Raw genomic sequence first — 19417 nt, 5'->3', positions numbered from 1 at the left:
TCAGTGGTGGGATTTATCTCAGCTCCACTTGAGCCTTGCCCATGGTATTACCATCAGCATATAAAATTACGGTATATATGCCCTTTATAAATGGTTTAGGGTTTGCCCAGTCGATAACATAGGTACTGTCATCGTTATTGTAGTTAATAAAAATAGAATGGCTGAACTGCATATCCTGTCCATCAGCCTCAAAATGGTTTTCCTCGTCTGCAAGCAGGTTTCCAGCTGGATCGAATACCCGGAGATAAATGTTATGATGTCCTTTTTCTGCTAATTGGTTAGGCACAACATTAAAGCGCACACTTAACTTCTCGGCAGTAGACGATTTGGTTACTTCAACTTTTTTACCACTTGATTTCGTTCTGAAAGCAATAATTTCGGCAGATTGAAGCTTTAATACCGCAGCAGTTTTAACTTTCGCATTTAGATTAGCGTTTTCGTTCTCTAAGTTCGATGCCTTACTGCTGATGTTTCTTAGGGTATTCTGTAAACTATCGCGACTGTTTTTTAGGAAGATATTGTCTTTCTGCAACTGAATAATCTGATCATTGTAGTTTTTTACAAATGTTTTCAGTTCGTTTATCTGTGCATTGGCCTTGTCGAGTTCGCCCTGGGTAATCTGGTTTTTTTCTAAAGCTGCTTTAAGTTCTTCGATTTTTACCCGGGCAAGTTTCTGCTCTTCAACAAGTTTCTCGTTTAAATCCAAGTTCAATGCATTGACCTTATCCAGCTCTACCTCAATTTTTTCTACCTCGAGCCGCAGTTTATCCTTCTCTGTACTAACTGTAACAAATCTTTCACTTTGCTGTCGATCTTTAAAAAACAAGTAAGCATTTGTGCCAATTAAAGCTGCAATAACGATGACCAGGAAGTAAATTTTGTTTCTATCACCCTTATTAATCTTTTGTGGTTCCATTTTTAATAACGCTGTATCTTCTGTAAATTAATATACTTTTGTTCTCCATAGGTAAATGGGGTTACACAATTAATTTTAGTAGGGCGCAAATTAATTTTTTTTAAAAACTTATAAGAGTTTTTAAAAAAAATCGTTTACTTGCTAATGTTCATTTGTATTCAAATCAACACAAACACACAGCCTGAATAAAAAAATAAGACAGAAATAATGCTTAAAAACTTCCTATACGCACTTTTATCTTTAATTGTAGTACCTTATATATTAAATGCACAACCTTTATCAAAAATTGCACCAAAAAGGGAGTTTAGAGGTGTTTGGGTGGCTACTGTTACCAATATAGACTGGCCATCGAAGCCAGGTTTAAGCATTGACCAACAAAAGCAGGAGCTGATCGGTATTTTAGAAAGACATAAAAGTCAAGGGATGAATGCAATTATTTTGCAGGTTAGACCAGCAGCCGATGCGTTTTACGCAAAATCCAGAGAGCCCTGGAGCCAATGGTTAATGGGTAAACAAGGTTTAGCACCTGCACCTGGTTACGACCCTTTGGCCTTTGCCATTAAAGAAGCTCATTTCAGGGGGATGGAACTTCATGCCTGGTTTAATCCTTATAGGGCAAGTATGAGCAGTACAGCTGTTTTAAGCGAAAACCATGCTTATCGTAAACACCCTGATTGGTTTTTTACCTATGGTGGCAAAAAGCAGTTCGATCCGGGTATTCCGGATGTAAGGGAATATATTGTTCAGGTAATTTTAGATGTAGTAAAAGGATATGATATTGATGGAATTCACTTCGACGATTATTTTTACCCTTATAAAGTAGAGGGGCAAACGATTAACGATGGCAATACTTTTTACAAATACCCCAATAATTTTTCAGATATAAAAGACTGGAGGCGCAACAACGTCGATCTGCTCATCAAGCAGCTGGACGATAGTATTCATCACTATAAAAAATGGGTAAAGTTTGGCATTAGTCCTTTTGGTATCTGGAAAAATAAAAATGAAGATCCCGAAGGTTCTGCTACCAGTGGCCTATCCAATTATGCAGAACTTTTTGCCGATAGCCGTAAATGGGTTAGAGAAGGCTGGGTAGATTACATCAACCCTCAAATTTATTTTACGTTTACCAGAAGAGTAGCTCCCTATGGTATTTTAGTCGACTGGTGGAGCAATAATACCTTTGGTAGGCATGTTTATGTCGGACAGGGTGCTTATCTGGTAAATTCGAGGGCAGAAGCAGCATGGAAAAACTTAAGTGAAATACCCAATCAAATTAGATACATAAGAAATAACAACCGAATTCAAGGGAGCGTGTTTTTTAGTTCTAAATCATTAAGTACAGTTGCTAAAGCCGTAGGCGACTCTTTAAAAAATGATTTTTATAAGTACCCTGCTTTGCCACCGCAAATGCCATGGCTGGATGAAGTGCCGCCAAACGAGCCTCAAGCATTAACGGCTGATGCACTAAAAGATGGCGTACATTTAAAATGGCAACTTCCGTTAAAGGCAAAAGATGGAGAAACGGCCTCTGGATTTGTAATTTACCGCTTTAGTGAAGGAGAAAAAATTTCGGTACTCGATCCTAAGTACATCGTTAAAATAAGCTTTGAAGATTATCTGTCATATATTGATACCAATGTAGAAAGTGGAAAGCGGTATAGCTACCTTGTAACTGCGCTAGACCGATTAAAAAATGAAAGTGAACCGAGTGGGCCTGTTGGTGTCGAAGTTCCTTTAGCGAAAGAATAATAAGCGCTATTTATCTTTCTTATTGGTTGATTCTCTTTCTACAACAGCTGGATCGAGCACGATATGCTCCATATTGGCGTATGGGTTCTCCTGATTAATCATTTTCAGAAACATTTTAGCGCATTCTTTGCCCATTTGTGGCGCATGCTGATCAATTGTTGATAGGTTAGGTGTAATGTAAGCGGAGAATGCTTCATTGGCGAAACCAATTACACCAACTTCAGGGGGTGTTTCATCAATCTCTTTAAGCTTTTTAATTACGCCTAAGGCGGTAAAATCATCACCTGCAATAATAGCATCAGGTTTGTTTCTGCTGCGCATTAACTTGCCAGCGCCAAACCGACCATCTTTAATGGATAAGCCGCCAAAAATAATATGTTCTTCAACTAGCGGAAGGTTATGGTCTGCTAAGGCTGCTTTGTAGCCTTCTAAGCGATCGTTAAATATTTTAATCTGATGAACGGTGGTTACAAATGCAATTTTTTTATAGCCCTGATCGATCAAATGTTTCGTAGCGATATAACCTGCCTTAAAATCATCAAGTGTAATGGTAGGAACTTTTAGTTCTAGATTTACCCGGTCAAATAAAATAAGTGGTTTATTTTGCTTAATAATTTCGGCAAAGTGCGAAACATCTTTTGTTTCTAAAGACAAGGAGGCCATAATGCCGTCTACCTGCGCCTCTAGTAAGGTTCTTACGCCGTTTATTTCATTCTCTACAGATTCGTTTGATTGGTAGATAATAACACGGTAGCCGCTGTCTTTCAGCCCGTCTTCTATGCAATGGATAATAGATGCGAAGAAATGTGCCTGTACACTTGGTACAATTACACCAATAATATGGGTTTTGCCGGATTTTAATGCAGAGGCGAGTTTATTTGGGCTATAGTTTAATTTTTTAGCCATTTCAACAACAGCCTTTCTGGTGGCATCACTTATTGCCGGAAAGCCACTAAGCGCCCTCGAAACTGTTGATACAGTAATATCAAGCTCCTTGGCTATATCGTATATGGTGGTTTTCTTTTTCAATTGCAGATGGGGGGCGATCAATTATAGCGTAAATTTACTAAACCTTAATAATAATGTTCTTTTTATACATAAAATATAATAACACATAAAAACCGAGCACATAGGTTATGGCCCAAACTAAGGAAGCATTTATGGGGCTAAAAAACGGCGTGTAACAAGTTTCATAAAAGTGCACCAATAATCCTGTTTTTGTCCCATCAGATTTGGTAATCTGGATTAGGTTTAATACCCGCGGCATTAAGCCTGCCAAGAAAAAGACTGTTATCGCATTTACACCATAAACAACAAAAGGAGTGGTAAATTTTTTGTAGCCCTGAACATCGATGATCCAGTAACAAAGTGCCAATCCTATTGACGCCAATCCACCTGCATAGAGTACATAAGAACTTGTCCAAAGGGCTTTATTGATCGGGAACTGTAAATCCCAAAGTAAACCTAAAATAACAGCGGTTATACCTGTAGTAAATAACCAGGCTACCTTAGTTGCATTGTCTACATCTTTTCTGCGCATCCAAACGCCAACCAGAATACCAAATAAGCAGGTCCCTACTGCTGGTAATGTGCTCAGAACCCCTTCTGGATCCCAGGTTTTGGATGAGGCCCAGGTATGTGCTTCGGTTAAAATCCCGCGGTCGATCCAGGCAGCTAAATTCGTTTCTTTTTCCAGGTTGGGATAGCCTACTCCCGGTACAGGAATAAATGTCATTAAGGCCCAATAAAGGGCAAGGATTACGATTAAGATTTTGAATATGGTTTTGTTCGATACTTTGATGAAAATGATACTACTAATGATAAAAACAATGCCTATTCTTTGTAAAACGCCTAAAAGACGAACCGTTTGAAAAGCTTCCCAAATCGATCTCTCATCTATTATGGCACTGATAATTTTTCCGAAAATGGCCAAAAAGAAACCGAGTAAATAAAGTATAATACCACGTTTAATGGCTTTTATGATCGTTTTTTGATGTGAAGGCGGATCTGTTTTGCTGCTGCTCATGGCAAATGCAATGGATACACCAACAATCCATAAGAAGAATGGGAAAATTAAATCGGTGGGGGTACATCCATTCCATTCCGCATGCTCCAAAGGCGCGTAAATATGCCCCCAGCTGCCCGGATTGTTCACTAAGATCATTGCGGCTACGGTTAATCCCCTGAAAAAATCAAGAGATAACAATCGTGGTTTAGGTTCGGTCATGATTAGCTTGTTTGGGTTCAGCAAACTAATTTAGAGTATTGTTTTTAGAATGAGAAATTACTTATGAAGTTTAGTAAGGCATGGTGCGCTTGGGAAACTTCGTAAGTCTATGGAGATGTCTAGAAAAACTTCCGAAGTCTTGCAGCGCTCGGCCATCAAGACTCCGGAAGTTGGGCCAAAGCGAAAACCCACTTCTCGTTAATCTTATGACCAGTTATAAAGCCTGCTAAACCTGCTAAATCACCAAACCATTCTAAGACTTCGGACTTACAGATTGAACTTGGTTCGTCTGATAAATATGAACTGAAAGAAGAATATTTATAACCTTCCATTTTTTTTGCCAATCCTGAAGTTAATGGATTTTGGTGTATGTAAATGATGATCCGAGTATAGTAAGCCTCAGAATCGACCTTCTTCGATTTATACCGTCCTTGCCATAAACTTCCAACTCTGTTATAGCTTTGGTTTATTGCCTTGGTATAAGAAATAAGCATGTTTTTAATTCCCTTTTCATAATTCAACCCATCATTTACCCTGATAAAAAAATGAAAATGGTTTGGCATTAAACAATAAGCAAATACATCAACTGATGGCAAGACATAATTTTTAAATTGCCTTAAAAAGAAAATATAATTTCCATCTTCAAAAAAGATTTTACCCTTATTGTTTCCCCTATTGTAAATGTGGTAGCAGCAGCCTTCCTCTTTTTCATATTCTACTTGATTGAATAATTAATTAGGGATGGACTAATTGAGGAAGAAGTTAAATATTTTTTTTGAGAATCGAGTAAAGCGCGTTAAAAGTTTAGCTATGAAAAGTGTATTGGAGAGAAACTGGAGGTTTATGTCTTTTGCTAAAGACCTGCGAAGTCTTGCAAGGCTCTTGCCCATTGAGACTTCGCAGGTGAAAAAAATTAATCCACAAATTTCCAGCGTACAAAAGCCTCCATTGCTTCATATTCTGCAAGACCAAGCTCGTCGTAAGCTTTTGCCGTGTCACGGTTACGGTCTTCGGCGCGCTGCCAAAACTCTCTGGCATCATCACCAGGGAAAACCGCTCTGTCTTTTTGGCTCTGGTGTTTGAAAATCGCATATTTTTTACGCTCAAGCTCCTGTGGAGAAATTGGAACAGCCATTTCGATTTCATATGTTTCAAATTCGTGCCATGCACCGCGGTACATCCACAACCAGCAATCTTGTGCCCAAGCTTCTGTTTTGCGTAAACGTTTTAATGCTTCTAAAATAATATTAAAACAAACGATATGTGTTCCATGCGGATCTTCAAAATCGCCTGCCGCATATACCTGCTGAGGCTTAACTTTTTGCAATAGCGCTATTGTAAGTTCGATATCAGCATCCGTTACCGGGTTTTTCTGAACCTTACCGCTTTCGTAAAAAGGAAGCGCCTGAAAATGGATATGGTCATCTTCAAGACCGCAATATCTCGCGCCGGCAATAGCCTCGCCTTTTCTGATCAATCCTTTAACTGTTTGGATCTCTGGCGTATCTATCTGGTTTGGTTGTTTCTGCTCAATAAAGGTTCTCATTTTGTTATAGAGATCCTTCAAATGGGTATTGTCCATGCCCATTTTCTCTGTAAAATCTACATTGAACTCAACAAAACGAAGCGCATCATCATCCCAAACTGCAGTATTACCTGAGGTTTGGTAAGCTACATGTACGTCATGCCCTTGATCAACCAGGCGGAGAAAAGTACCACCCATCGAGATCACATCATCATCAGGGTGCGGTGAGAAAATAATTATTCTCTTTTTAGCAGGCTCTGCTCTTTCCGGGCGCTGCGAATCATCAGCATTCGGTTTACCTCCTGGCCAACCTGTAATGGTGTGCTGTAATTTATTAAAGATATGGATATTGATATTGTACACTGGTCCTTTTTCAGTAGCCAGTTGCGCCATACCATTATTGTTGTAATCGTCTTCGGTTAACTTTAAGATCGGTTTTTTCAAGGTATTGGCCAGCCAGATCACCGCTTTACGGATCAGAGCATCTGTCCAAACACAGTCTTTCACCAACCATGGGGTGTCAAAGCGGGTCAGTTCTGAAGCTGCAGGTGCATCAAGGATAAACTCCACATGGTCAGAAAGCTGTAGGTATGTTGCCGGAACATCGCCCGAAATTTCGCCTTCAACAGCTTTTTTGATAATCGAAGCCTTTTTACGGCTCCAGGCCATTAATATAATTTCCCTTGCTTTGAAAATTGTACCGATACCCATGGTAATGGCCTTAGTTGGTACAAAGGTTTTTCCGCCGAAATCGCGTGCGGCATCGCGGCGGGTAAGGTCATCTAAAGTAACTAAACGGGTACCAGAATTTGGTGCAGATCCCGGTTCGTTAAATCCGATGTGACCTGTACGGCCGATACCTAAAATCTGGATATCAAGACCACCAAGATCACCTATTTTCTTTTCATATTCTAAGCAAAATGCAGGAATATCTTCCAGTGCAAGCGTACCATCAGGGATGTGAACATTCTTCTTATCAATATCAATATGATTGAAAAGGTTTTCGTTCATAAACGTAACATAACTTTGTGCCGCAGTTGGCGCCATTGGATAATATTCATCCAAGTTGAAAGTAATTACGTTTTTAAAACTCAAGCCCTCTTCTTTGTGCAGTCTAACCAGTTCGGCATAAACCGCAATTGGGGTAACACCTGTTGCTAAGCCCAGTACTGCAGGTGTGTTGCTTGCTTGTTTAGATTTAATGAGCTCGGCAATGCGGTGTGCAACATTAATTGAAGCAATTTTTGGATTTTCGAACACGCTTACCGGTAATTTCTCGAAACGTGTCTCCTCCAGTAGATTTAATCTAGCCATTTTTTTTATATGGATTTTAATGTACGGAGCAGTAAATATAGAGAGTTATGCCCAATTTGTAACAAAGGATATTTACTTTTATTGCAAGTATTTATATAAAATTCGATTAAAGGGGCAGACAAACGTTTGATCTTTTTAAGATAAAAAGCCAATATGAACACACAGATTGAAAAGTTGTATTCGAAAGCAGGGAAATCGGAACGCTTAATTATAGGATTGATGAGTGGTACATCAATGGATGGACTGGATATTGCGCTTTGTTTGGTAAAGGGAAGCGGTGCTGAAACGGATATCAGGATTTTAAAATTTAAAACAGGCGATTATACGGATGATTTTAGAGCCAAAATAAAGGCCGTTTTTTCTAAAAAAGAAGTCGATTTACAGTTGGTGTGCTTAATGAATGAGCATATTGCGAATACCCATGCCCAACTAATAAATGAAGCCCTGGAAGAATGGGGCTATAAAAATGAGGATATAGATTTTATAGCCAGCCACGGACAAACCATATTTCATGCACCAAAATCGTTGCATCAAATGACCGATTATCCAAACGGGACATTACAAATTGGTGATGGAGACCATGTCGCGCTAAAAACCGGAATTATCACACTTTCTGACTTTAGGCAAAAACATTTGGCTGCTGGCGGCGAAGGTGCTCCCTTAGCAGTTTATGGCGATTATTTGATGTTTTCGAAAGCTGGTGAAGATCGCGTGATGTTAAATATAGGTGGCATAGCAAATTTCACCTATTTGCCGGGCAGTACGGATGCCAGTGAAATTTTTTCGACGGATGTTGGCCCAGGAAATACTTTGATGGACCAGTATATGCAGAAACATTTTAATCAATTTTATGATAAAAATGCAGCTGTTGCCTTGGCAGGCGAATCTAATCCCAGTCTATTGTCTGCGTTGTTAAATTGCAGCTTTTTTGATCTGGATTTTCCTAAAACCACAGGACCGGAATTGTTTAATCTGGAGTATTTAATCAGTGCACAAGAACAGTCTTCAACAACTGGTCTAAGTGCAGCCGATATAATGGCTACCTTATGTCATTTTTCTGCAGAAACCATTACTAATGCCATTAAGCGTTGCTTTGGCGAAGATGCTAAAGCAAAGGTTTTTATGAGTGGTGGAGGAATGCATAACCCCTTGCTTGTACAACTTCTTAAAAGCAAGCTACCTTTTTGCAAATTCCTAACCACTGACGACTTAAATATTGATCCCGATGCAAAAGAAGCTGTTTTGTTTGCTGTGTTGGCCAACGAAACACTCTGTGGCAAACCGATAAACTTTGGCGATAGGCAAGGCGTGCCTTCGGTTTGCATGGGCAAAATCAGTTTACCAGCTTAAGTAAGCACAATTTTGTAAATCAGTTTGTAAAGGTTAAAAATTTGGTTTGTGCGGTATTTTGTTAAATTTGTTTTAACACTAATCTTCTAACAAAACCAAATTTTATGGAAAAAAGTTACCTAAAATGGTCACCAGGATTCTTCGCAATTTTGTTGATCCCATTTCTGCTGCTCTTATTTACAGAAATGGCGCAGGCACAAAACAAACGGTATACCATAAGCGGTAAGGTTACCGATGCCGCAAATAACAGCCCTGTTCCCGGTGCTGTTGTGAAAATTATCAATACAAATCTCGTAACAAGCACAAGTTCGGGTGGAACGTATAGCTTTTCGGTTGATTTAGCACCTGGTAAATATCAGATCCAGATTTCTTTTATCGGCTTTAAATCGAATATCGAAACGGTAACACTTGGGGATAATGCCACAGTTCAGGCAAATAGTGCTTTAAGTGGTGATGCAGTGGGGCTCGATGAGGTAATTGTTACGGGTACCTCTCAGGGAACGACCAGAAAGCAGCTCGGTAGTTATGTGAGCACGGTAAAAGGTGATGATTTAAACAAGGCGCCTAGTGGAAATGCACTGGCGTCATTACAAGGTAAAACACCCGGCGCACAGATCAGCCAAAATTCTGGAGACCCAGCGGGCGGAATTTCTGTTCGTTTAAGAGGAGTGAGTTCGGTTAACTCATCATCAGAGCCACTTTACATCATTGATGGCGTAATTGTAAACAATTCTACAACCAGAGTAACCAATACATCAGGGAATTACGATAATATTAATAATGGGGTTCAAGTTGGAAATATCGGGCAGAATAGAATGGTTGACATTAGTCCATCTGATATTGATCATATAGAGGTTTTAAATGGTGCTGCTGCTGCGGCCATTTATGGGTCGAGGGCAAATGCAGGGGTAATCCAGATTTTTACTAAGAGGGGTAAAACTGGGGAGCCGCAAGTAAGTTTTAGCACCAGCTTAACAATCAGTGAGCTTCGTAAACAGATTGAAGTAAACCAAGCTCCCATCAGATTTGGGGAAAATGCAAACTCTGTAACGCAAGATATCATTCAGACCGTTATCATTCCTCCAGCTACTGTTGCAGCGTTAGATGTAAGGCAGACTCCGGTTACCAGATACAATTATCAGGATTATATTTTCCACACCGGGGTGGGTACAGATAATTCAGTCTCACTTTCTGGTGGAAACGAAAATACCAAGTTTTACACTTCGGCAGGTTATTTTTCCAATCAGGGGATTATCAGAAATACAGATTTCAAAAGGATGAACTTTAGGGCAAATCTGGATCAAAAAATTAATAACTGGGCGAAGATGACTGCGGGCTTTAATTATGTGCATAGCGATGCCAATGAAAAACCGGATGGAAATTCATTTTTTTCACCCATGAATTCAGTCACCATTATTGGTAATTTTCACGATATTTTTGCAAGAGATATATTAGGCAATTTAAAAGCAGTTGGAGAGAGAGGTCGTGTAAATCCGGTATCGGTTATCGAAGATATTAAACAACGCGAGTTTACCAACCGAATTATTGCCAATTTAGGCTTAAAGCTTAATCCGGTAAAAAACCTGACTATAGATTATACCATGGGGGTTGATAATTCAATCCAAAACGGAACAACATTTATTCCGCCCTTTACTTATAATGTGAGTACTGGTTTTTATGGTGGTGGAGCTGGTTTAGACCCATCCTTAAATGGTTATGCCAGTGCCGCAAATGCAACAACGACACTGTTTAATAATGAATTAAATTTCACCTACGATGCAAAAATATCTGATCTGTTAGGTTCTACAACGCAATTGGGTGGATCGTACCAATATCAGAAAGATTTGTTCAGTTTGTTAAATGGTAGAGGGCTTGCGCCGCTTATTCAAACCGTAAATGGTGCCAGTACAATATTGCCAAATAATGATAACCGGTCAGAATTCTCAATAAGCGGGGCGTATTTACAACAGAATTTTAAATATAAAGACCATCTTTTTGTTACGGGTGCAATCAGGGTCGATCAATCAACTGTTTTTGGTGAGGGCAACGGAACACAATTTTATCCAAAAGCAAATGTAAGTTATGTGTTGTCATCAGCTAATTATTGGAAGGGCCTTGGCGTTTCATCTTGGTGGAATGCGTTCAAGCTTCGGGCAGCGTATGGCGAATCGGGTAATTTAACGGGGATTGGTGCTTATGATCGTTTTAATGTTTATTTACCCAGTGCGTTAAATAGCAAAACATCGCTAGCATCCAGCAGCACACTTGCTAATACTGATGTTAAACCAGAGCGTCAAAAAGAATTGGAATTAGGTACAGATATGTCGTTTTTTAATAACCGTTTAGGCTTGACTTTTAGCTGGTACAATAAAAGCGTTAAAGATCTATTATTGGGAGTGATAATTGCTCCTACTACGGGCTATTCTAGTCTTTTGGATAATATTGGCGGGTCACTTAAAAACAAAGGGATTGAACTTATGCTTACGGGTGTGCCAGTTAAAACCCAGGATTTTACCTGGACCACCACAGTAATTTACAATAGAAACCGGAACAAAATTATCGGATCTGGTGCGCAGCGTTTAATCAATACAAATGCAGGGGCGCCAGTTTCTATAACAGACGGTTATCCTGTTGGTGTTTTTTATGGAACTTTCTTTGCTAGAAATGCTGATGGAAGTTTATTAACCAATGCGCAAGGGATTCCATTAACAGAAAGAGGTGTTCAAAAATCGCCAACTGAATATACTGTACAACGCGATGCGAACGGATTGCCTACGGGAGATCCGCTACGTAAGGTTCTTGGTGATCCAAACCCAGACTATACAGGGTCATTTGTAAACGATTTTACTTATAAGAAGTTAAGTCTTCATATTCAGTTAGATGCCGTACAGGGTGGCGATGTTTGGAATGCCGATTGGAGAACCCGTCAAGGAGTGGGTAATGGCAAGGTAGCTGAAGCAGAATATTTAGGCCAGCTGCCACGTGGCTATGTTGCCGGAGCTTACAATGTTGAAGAGTGGCGCATTGATGATGGTTCCTTCGTTAAACTGCGGGAAATCTCTTTAAGTTATAATATTGGTAAGGTAAAGTTTGTTAAAGATCTTACCGTGAATATTAGTGGTAGAAACTTGGTTTCATGGGACAATTATAAAGGTTATGACCCTGAATTGAATGCGGGTGGGCAATCGACAATTTTAAGAAATATCGACTTTGGTGCTGTACCTATTCCGCGTACATTTTCTTTCGGTCTACAAGCTAAGTTTTAATTCATTGAAAAAATAAATTATATTAAGATGAAAAATTCAAGATCAAAATATATTCGCTACACATTTCTCTTTGCATTAGCAGTTTCATTGGCTGCTTGTAAAAAGGAATACTTAAATCCTAACGGTGCTGTAGCCGATGATGTGCTCCTTTCTACAAGAGGTTTGACCGGAATTACGGTTGGCCTTCAGAAAAATTTCTCTACAACCAGAGCAGGACTTCTCTATGCCGCAACTACTGTTAATGGTATAACTACCAACGAGTTAATTTCTGTTAATACAGGAAATACCAATGAAGATAGGTTGATGACTGGAGGAGTACTTGTAGATGGTACAAATTCGGTATTGCTGAATGTTTGGACCAGTTCAAATAAAATCATTTTCGACGCAGATAATGTGATTAAGAATGCCGCTAATCTTGCTGATAAAGGGTTGGCTTCGGGCCTAATTGCACATGCCAGTATATTTAAAGCCTTAGCGTTAGGTAACTTGTCAGAGTTTTGGGAGAAAGTTCCAAACGGAACTGGGCAGAACGTAACTTTTATTACGAGGGCTGAAGGCTTTAACAAAGCTATTGCGACTATTGATAATGCTTTGGCCTTAATTGCAGCAAACCCAATAAGTACCTCGTTTTTGGGCAACATTCCTACAGGAATAGATATCCCAAATACTTTGAATGCCTTAAAGGCTCGTTATGCATTGTTTGTTGGTAATTATCCCCTTGCCTTAAGTAGTGCCAATGCTGTTGATTTAACCAAAAGGTCGGCACTGACTTTTGATGCACAAAACCTCAATCCAATCTTTGAGGTCGCCACCTCTACCAATAATGTAATTCAACCGAAAAATATAAACTTAGGACAAACCGGTGCTAATATTCCAGATGCAGGCGATGCAAGAATTCCATTTTATACAGCAATTAGCACTACAGTGCGCATTAATGGCTTTGGCGCGGCAAGCTTAACATCAATTCCAGTTTATCTACCTGGCGAAATGACTTTAATTAAGGCAGAGGCATATGCTAGACAGGCAACTCCTAATCTGGCATCATCATTAACTGAACTAAATAAAGTAGTAACACGTCCGGCAACAGGAAATGCGCTCGATCCTAATTATGGAATGGGAGCAGGGTTGCCGGCATTAACTGGCCCTTATACACAACAACAGCTTTTAGATCTGATTTACAAACACCGTTGTATTGAACTCTTTATGTCGGGCTTAAAACTCGAAGATATGAGAAGATTTGCTCAACCTTTAGCTGATCGCAAGCGTGATTTTTTCCCTTATCCTTTCGCAGAAAGAGATAATAATACCAATACCCCTAAAGATCCTATTTTCTAGCAGATGAAAAAGTCCCGATTTTTGTCGGGACTTTTTTATAAAATATTCAATTCCTTTTCTCGGTAACGCGAAAGCGATTCATGATCTAAATCTAACTCCGTTATCAAATAACTAATGCTTTCTATCGGGCAAACCCTTAATCTTAAAGCAATATCCAGCTTTTCGGAAATACAAAGTACAGCGGTTTTTTTTGCACAGGCCAGCATGGCCTTTTTAAGTTGGTTAATCTCCCAGTAGGTATCCGTTAAGCCTTCATCTGGGTGGATGGCGCTGGTTCCCATCAGGCATAAATCAGCCTTAATTTCTGAAAGTTGCGTAATTACCTGTCCGCCATAAGTAACCTGTGAATTTTTAGAAAACAAGCCACCAATTAAAATCACTTCGATATTATTGTATTTAGCAAGTTCTACTGCAACCAACGGACTAATGGTGAAAAATGTAGCAGATAGGCCCTGTGGAAGTCGTTTCACAAATTCTAAAATCGTTGTTCCTCCTCCGGTTAAAACTACCATGCCATCTTTTATCAACTGAACGGCTTTTTTGCCAATCGCAATCTTGCTATCTCTGGCATAAACCGTACTATCGTCAAAAGAACTGTGATAAGATTTCGATAAAGCGCCTCCGTGAACCTTATAAAGCAAGTTTTCATCAACAAGCTCTTGCAAATCCCGTCTGATGGTATCTTCCGAAACATTAAGCAGTTGAACCAGATCAGAGGTTAATACCCGGTTATGCAGGTTAATCTGGCGCATGATGAAGTCGTGGCGTTCTTTTTTCAGCATAAATCATTTGATTTTCTACGAATGTATAAAAAGATTTTAAAATTATATTATTTGCGTTTTTATGCGTGTTTGTGCGATAAAGTTTTGTCTGTTAGCATAATAAATCTTTCCTATTTGTTTTTATTTTCAAAAACATTCATCATATTTACTTAACTAACATCAAAGCTGCGGTAATTTGCGCGTTTGATAAACCGGAATACAAACAACAACTTCTAATAACCACTTTCTTACTAACAAATTATGAAGAAAAAACTATTCTTTAGTTTTATCGGTATGATTATGCTGTGTGCGCAGGTTTTCGCGCAACAGATAACGATTACCGGTAAGGTCAGCTCCGCTGACGGCCCCATTCCCGGCGTTTCTATCCGGGTGAAGGGGAGTACCATGGTGTCACAATCCAATGGTAACGGAAATTATTCGATAAAGGCATTAAAAACCGATGTATTAACATTTTCTTATGTTGGATACAAAAGTGTTGAAAGAGCTGTTGGTGCAAATAGCATCATTAATGTAACCCTTTCTGCTGATGCCAGCAATCTTAATGAGGTTGTGGTTACTGCCTATGGGATTGATCGCGATGCTAAATCGTTAGGCTATTCAACGCCAAAAGTTTCCGGATCTGAAGTTGCCGAAACCCAGAGAAACGATTTCTTTGGAGGCTTGCAAGGTCGTGTTCCAGGTTTATCGATTAATAGTACCAATGGAAACCCAGGAGCCTCTGCGCAGATTGTTTTACGGGGATTTGTATCGATCAGCGGAGATAATAATGCACTGATTGTTGTAGATGGTGTGCCGATTAACAACAGTACATTAAATCAAACAAGAGAGTTAGTTTCGGGAGCCGCAAACAGAGACCAGGATTACTCTAACAGAGGGATGGATATTAACCCAAACGATATCGAAAGTTATGTGATAATGAAAGGGCCTGAGGCCACAGCGTTATATGGAAGTGCCGGTGCCAGTGGCGCAATTTTGATTACCACAAAAAAAGGTAAGGCTGGTCGCGGAAGCATTAATTACAATAATTCGTTTAGGGTAGAGCAGCTGAATAAGTTTCCAGAGATACAAACTAAGTACAACTCGGGGCTTTCTAATGGAGTTTACGATGGTGGAAGTTCTAACTTTTTTGGGCCGGCATTTTTACCAAGTACACCACTTTACGATAATATCCATAATTTTTTCGAAACAGGTTTTACGCAAAAGCATAATCTATCATTTGAAGGCGGAACGGAGCAGTTTTCTTATCGCTGGTCTAACGAATACACCGATACTAAAGGAACAATCCCTACAACAAGTTATAGGCGGATCTCATCGAGGATAACTGCTGTTGGTACCATCTCACCGATACTGAAACTAACAAGCACTTTCAACTACATCAATTCTAATAACGATAAGGCAAATAAAGGTGCTAACGGATCTTTGCTTCAGTTGATGCGGTTTAGTTCTGCCTACGATGTTCAGAATTACCAAGATATCAACGGAAACAGGATTTTGCATCTGGCAAGCATCTATTCGGAATTCGATAATCCGCTTTGGGATGTTGTTAAAAATGTGAATAACGATAAGGTTAACAGGTTAATTGCAAATACGAATGTGGAACTAAAGCCGACAAAATGGTTAAGGATTAATGGGATTATTGGAGCCGACATTGCCAATACCAAAGGATTGTCGGTATATCATGCTCAATCTTACCGTGGTTCGGGTTCTGCCGCAGCCCCGACAGGCGGAACGGTTATGACCTATGATCAGTTGACCAAGGTATTTAATGGATCGTTAACGGCCAGTGCCAAGCATAAATTTGGAGATTTTAACAATACCTATGTTATTGGTGCTACTTTTAACGATTATAATTCTACTACCGATTCTCAGCGTGGTACGAATATGTACGATCCAAATTTTTACAGTATCAATAATACGCTGCCAACAACACAGCGTACATTAACCTATGTAAACCGCTACCGTACAGTTGGTGCTTTTGCACAGGCCATAATGGGCTACAAAACCTTATTGTATTTAACCCTGTCGGGTAGGGTTGATGGCGCTTCGCGGTTAATGCCAAACAATCCATATTTTGCCTATCCATCAGCAAGTTTGGCCTTTAACTTTACCGATCTGGCCACCGTTAAAACGGCTTTGCCATGGCTGGATAACGGTAAGTTAAGAGCCTCATATGCATTAACAGGTAAAGAGCCCTGGAGAGAATATTCTACAGGTACAAACTACGAAGCTAAAAGATTTACAGGTGGTGGTTATGCCTATTCGTACTATGGTGGTAACCCAGACTTAAAGCCCGAGGTATCTGAAAATTTCGAAATCGGTACTGAAATGCAATTTCTGAAAAACCGGATCGGACTTGATTTTAACTATTACAACCTATTAAGTAGAGATCAGATCATTAACCCACGCTTAAGCTATGGTACAGGTTTCGTTTTAGAGATGATGAATGGGGGTACGGTACGTAACCGTGGCATCGAAGTACAGTTAACAGGTAACCCGATAAAAGGAAAAGATTTTAACTGGAACACTACTTTTAACTTTACCCGCAATCGTGGTGTGGTATTATCGCTGGCAAATGAGCTTCCGGAACTTTACGAATCTGATACCTGGGTAATTGGTGAAATCAGAAGCGCAGTTCATCCTGGCTACAGTACGGGCGCGATTAGCGGAACCAGGTTTGATCGAAATAATAGAGGAGATATCTTGATTAATACGTCTTCTGGTTTGCCAACAAGCTCTGATACACAATATTATCCCATTGGCGACAGGAATCCAAAATTTACGCTGGGTTTTGTAAACAGATTTAGCTACAAAGGCTTTAATCTCTCTTTCCTATGGGATTTAAGATATGGCGGCGATGTAGTTAACGGTACCGAGTACGCATCTTACATTAAAGGGATTAGTTTGAAAACCCTCGATAGAGAGCTGCCGCGCGTAATTAAAGGGGTTTTAGCCGATGGATTGCAAAATACGGCCAACCCTACGGTTAATACGATTGCAGTAACACCTTTCTATGCTTCTAACTACTATTCTCTTAACGTATCGCCAGAGATGTTCGTAGAGCGGAACATCAAAACACTGCGTTTAAGGGATGTTACGCTGGCATATGATTTTCCCCCATCGCTGGTTAAACGCATCGGATTTATCCAGAGCTTCGGGGCCTTTTTTACTTTAACCGATTCGATATTGATTACCAATTATTCAGGTGGCGACCCAGAGAGTAATGCAAATTCGCCAGGTGTTGGGGGTATTGGTGGTTTCGGTATCGATTATGGTAATGTTGGCAAACCGATAGGTTTTAATGTAGGATTTAGGGTTAAATTATAGTGAACAACATGAAAAGATTATATAAACTATATATTGCTGCGGCAGTATTATTAATGGCCGGAGGATGTAAAAAATACCTCGATATCAATACAAATCCTGCCGTGCCTCAAACCAGTAAAGCAGAACTGTTGCTTCCTCCCATTCTATTTCAAATGACAAACGGAACCTCACAGGATTACCGCTTTATCTGGAAAATTACGCAAAATCTTATTGGTGCATCAACTGATGATGGATCTATTGCTTTTGAAAAACACACTTTTGTACGTTCGAGCGATAATGGAGGTGTAATCTGGAGAATGACCTATGTTGATTTGGGTTTGAACCTGGAAAATTTAATTAATGATGCAGTTGCCAATCAAAAATATGAGTATGCTGCAATTGGTTATGCAATTAAGGCCTGGGCCTATCAACAAACAACGGATCTCTATGGCCCGATTATTCTGGATGAGGCTTTTACACCAGGAATGTTAAGGTTTCCTTACCACGATCAGCCAGAGGTATATGCAAAAGTGCGTTACTATTGCGAGCAATCGCTTAAGTATTCTACAATGAAAAGCCCACTTAATTATGCTACACAATTGGCAAGTGTTACCGGAGATGGGATTTATAAAGGAGATATGGCCAAATGGAGAAAATTTGTGTATGCTATTTACGCTTTACAGTACAGTCATTTGGTCAATAAACCAGGATTTACTGCCATGTATGCTGATAGTGTTGTTAAATACACTGATTTATCTTTTGCCAATGAAGCGGAATCAGCAACGGTTTATTTCTCTGCGGCAAGTACCGATGATACCAATCCATTCGGTCCCACATTGGGTTATATCAATCCTTCAGGACCGACAGCTACCTATTATGGACGGATTTCGACCACTATCTTAAACTATCTTGCAGGTGGAGTGAGGGGAGTACCTACCACAAATCCAACAAGCTCACTCGATCCACGGTTGAGCAGGATGTTGCCGGCAAGTACGGCTACAGCTACTTTGGGCAGGTATATTGCCGGCGTTCCAACGCAGGGAAGCAGTACATCTGGTCTTCCTATTGTTTTCGGAAGCATCCCCGCTGGTGCTACTACCTATAATGGGAAATATATTTTTGCCGATGCAGCGAGATATCCGATCATGACCTATTCGCAATTACAGTTTACAAAAGCAGAAGCCTTGTTTTTACAGGGAAAAACAGCAGATGCTTTTACTGCATACAGGCTTGGTATATCTGGCCATATGGTTTTTTGCAACACTTATGGCAGGGCTTCTAAAAACCCTGATCCTTTGATAACTGATACCGAAATTAATACTTATTTGGCCTCTAATGAAGTTGCCCAAAGTGCCGCAACACTAACATTGGCCGACATCATGGGGCAAAAATATATTGCCCAATGGGGCTGGGCCGGTTTAGAGCAATGGTCTGATATCAGGAAGCATCATTACAGTGCAACGGTATTCAGGCAGTTCTATCAAATTCCTACAGCCGACCTTCTTTTAGGCGGGAAATATGCTTACCGTTTCAGGCCACGTTACAATTCTGAATATGTTTGGAATAGTGAGGAGTTACGCAAGTGGGGCGGGCTAGATGTTGATTATATGACCAAAGAAACCTGGTTTAGCCAGCCATAATTTTTAA

General features: G+C 39.9%; 12 protein-coding genes. 6 read left to right on the top strand and 6 right to left on the bottom strand.

The genetic code is table 11. The annotated features are described in order from the left end of the window. Nucleotides 1-13: 13 nt before the first annotated feature. The gene (locus tag LQ227_RS08720) at nucleotides 14-916 is read right to left on the bottom strand and encodes a hypothetical protein (protein WP_230149035.1); all 903 of its coding nucleotides are present in this window, start codon (nucleotides 914-916) and stop codon (nucleotides 14-16) included. 207 nt (nucleotides 917-1123) lie between these two features. Between LQ227_RS08720 and LQ227_RS08715 the strand changes: the two genes are divergently transcribed. After that, a complete protein-coding gene (locus LQ227_RS08715) occupies nucleotides 1124-2668 on the top strand; it encodes a glycoside hydrolase family 10 protein (protein WP_230142779.1) in 1545 nt (514 codons plus the stop codon). 6 nt (nucleotides 2669-2674) lie between these two features. On the opposite strand, the gene LQ227_RS08710 is transcribed toward LQ227_RS08715, so the two are convergent. The 4 genes from LQ227_RS08710 to nagB all read right to left on the bottom strand — a co-directional run bounded on the left by LQ227_RS08710 (nucleotide 2675) and on the right by nagB (nucleotide 7734). After that, nucleotides 2675-3697, bottom strand: a complete 1023-nt coding sequence (locus tag LQ227_RS08710; RefSeq protein WP_230142776.1) for a LacI family DNA-binding transcriptional regulator — start codon at nucleotides 3695-3697, stop codon at nucleotides 2675-2677. 37 nt (nucleotides 3698-3734) lie between these two features. Continuing rightward, the gene (locus tag LQ227_RS08705) at nucleotides 3735-4895 is read right to left on the bottom strand and encodes an acyltransferase family protein (RefSeq protein ID WP_230142773.1); all 1161 of its coding nucleotides are present in this window, start codon (nucleotides 4893-4895) and stop codon (nucleotides 3735-3737) included. A gap of 155 nt (nucleotides 4896-5050) precedes the next feature. Further along, nucleotides 5051-5578 carry a transposase gene (locus LQ227_RS08700; RefSeq protein WP_371824741.1) on the bottom strand — a complete coding sequence of 176 codons (528 nt, stop codon included), beginning with the start codon at nucleotides 5576-5578 and terminating at the stop codon, nucleotides 5051-5053. Between the two features lie 230 nt (nucleotides 5579-5808). Continuing rightward, a complete protein-coding gene (gene nagB, locus LQ227_RS08695) occupies nucleotides 5809-7734 on the bottom strand; it encodes a glucosamine-6-phosphate deaminase (protein ID WP_215124687.1) in 1926 nt (641 codons plus the stop codon). A gap of 153 nt (nucleotides 7735-7887) precedes the next feature. On the opposite strand from nagB, the gene LQ227_RS08690 reads away from it, so the two are divergent. From LQ227_RS08690 to LQ227_RS08680, 3 genes are all read left to right on the top strand, one after another. Then, the gene (locus LQ227_RS08690) at nucleotides 7888-9084 is read left to right on the top strand and encodes an anhydro-N-acetylmuramic acid kinase (protein ID WP_230149033.1); all 1197 of its coding nucleotides are present in this window, start codon (nucleotides 7888-7890) and stop codon (nucleotides 9082-9084) included. A 104-nt stretch (nucleotides 9085-9188) separates the two neighbouring features. Then, the gene (locus tag LQ227_RS08685) at nucleotides 9189-12350 is read left to right on the top strand and encodes a SusC/RagA family TonB-linked outer membrane protein (RefSeq protein WP_230149030.1); all 3162 of its coding nucleotides are present in this window, start codon (nucleotides 9189-9191) and stop codon (nucleotides 12348-12350) included. 27 nt (nucleotides 12351-12377) lie between these two features. After that, on the top strand, nucleotides 12378-13685 hold the full coding sequence (locus tag LQ227_RS08680; protein WP_230149028.1) for a RagB/SusD family nutrient uptake outer membrane protein: 1308 nt from the start codon (nucleotides 12378-12380) through the stop codon (nucleotides 13683-13685). Nucleotides 13686-13720: 35 nt separating this feature from the next. On the opposite strand, the gene LQ227_RS08675 is transcribed toward LQ227_RS08680, so the two are convergent. Then, nucleotides 13721-14467 (bottom strand): DeoR/GlpR family DNA-binding transcription regulator, encoded by a 747-nt coding sequence (locus tag LQ227_RS08675; protein WP_215124683.1) that lies wholly within the window; start codon nucleotides 14465-14467, stop codon nucleotides 13721-13723. Nucleotides 14468-14707: 240 nt separating this feature from the next. Here LQ227_RS08675 and LQ227_RS08670 point away from each other — a divergent pair, with 240 nt between their 5' ends. Further along, the gene (locus LQ227_RS08670; RefSeq protein ID WP_230142756.1) at nucleotides 14708-17791 is read left to right on the top strand and encodes a SusC/RagA family TonB-linked outer membrane protein; all 3084 of its coding nucleotides are present in this window, start codon (nucleotides 14708-14710) and stop codon (nucleotides 17789-17791) included. 8 nt (nucleotides 17792-17799) lie between these two features. Then, the gene (locus LQ227_RS08665) at nucleotides 17800-19410 is read left to right on the top strand and encodes a SusD/RagB family nutrient-binding outer membrane lipoprotein (protein ID WP_230142754.1); all 1611 of its coding nucleotides are present in this window, start codon (nucleotides 17800-17802) and stop codon (nucleotides 19408-19410) included. Nucleotides 19411-19417: the final 7 nt, after the last annotated feature.

Source organism: Pedobacter sp. Bi27 (genome assembly GCF_918698255.1).
In the GTDB taxonomy this organism is placed as follows: domain Bacteria; phylum Bacteroidota; class Bacteroidia; order Sphingobacteriales; family Sphingobacteriaceae; genus Pedobacter.
Note: the sequence above shows the minus strand (reverse complement) of the source record. Positions and strands in the feature narration are given on the sequence as shown.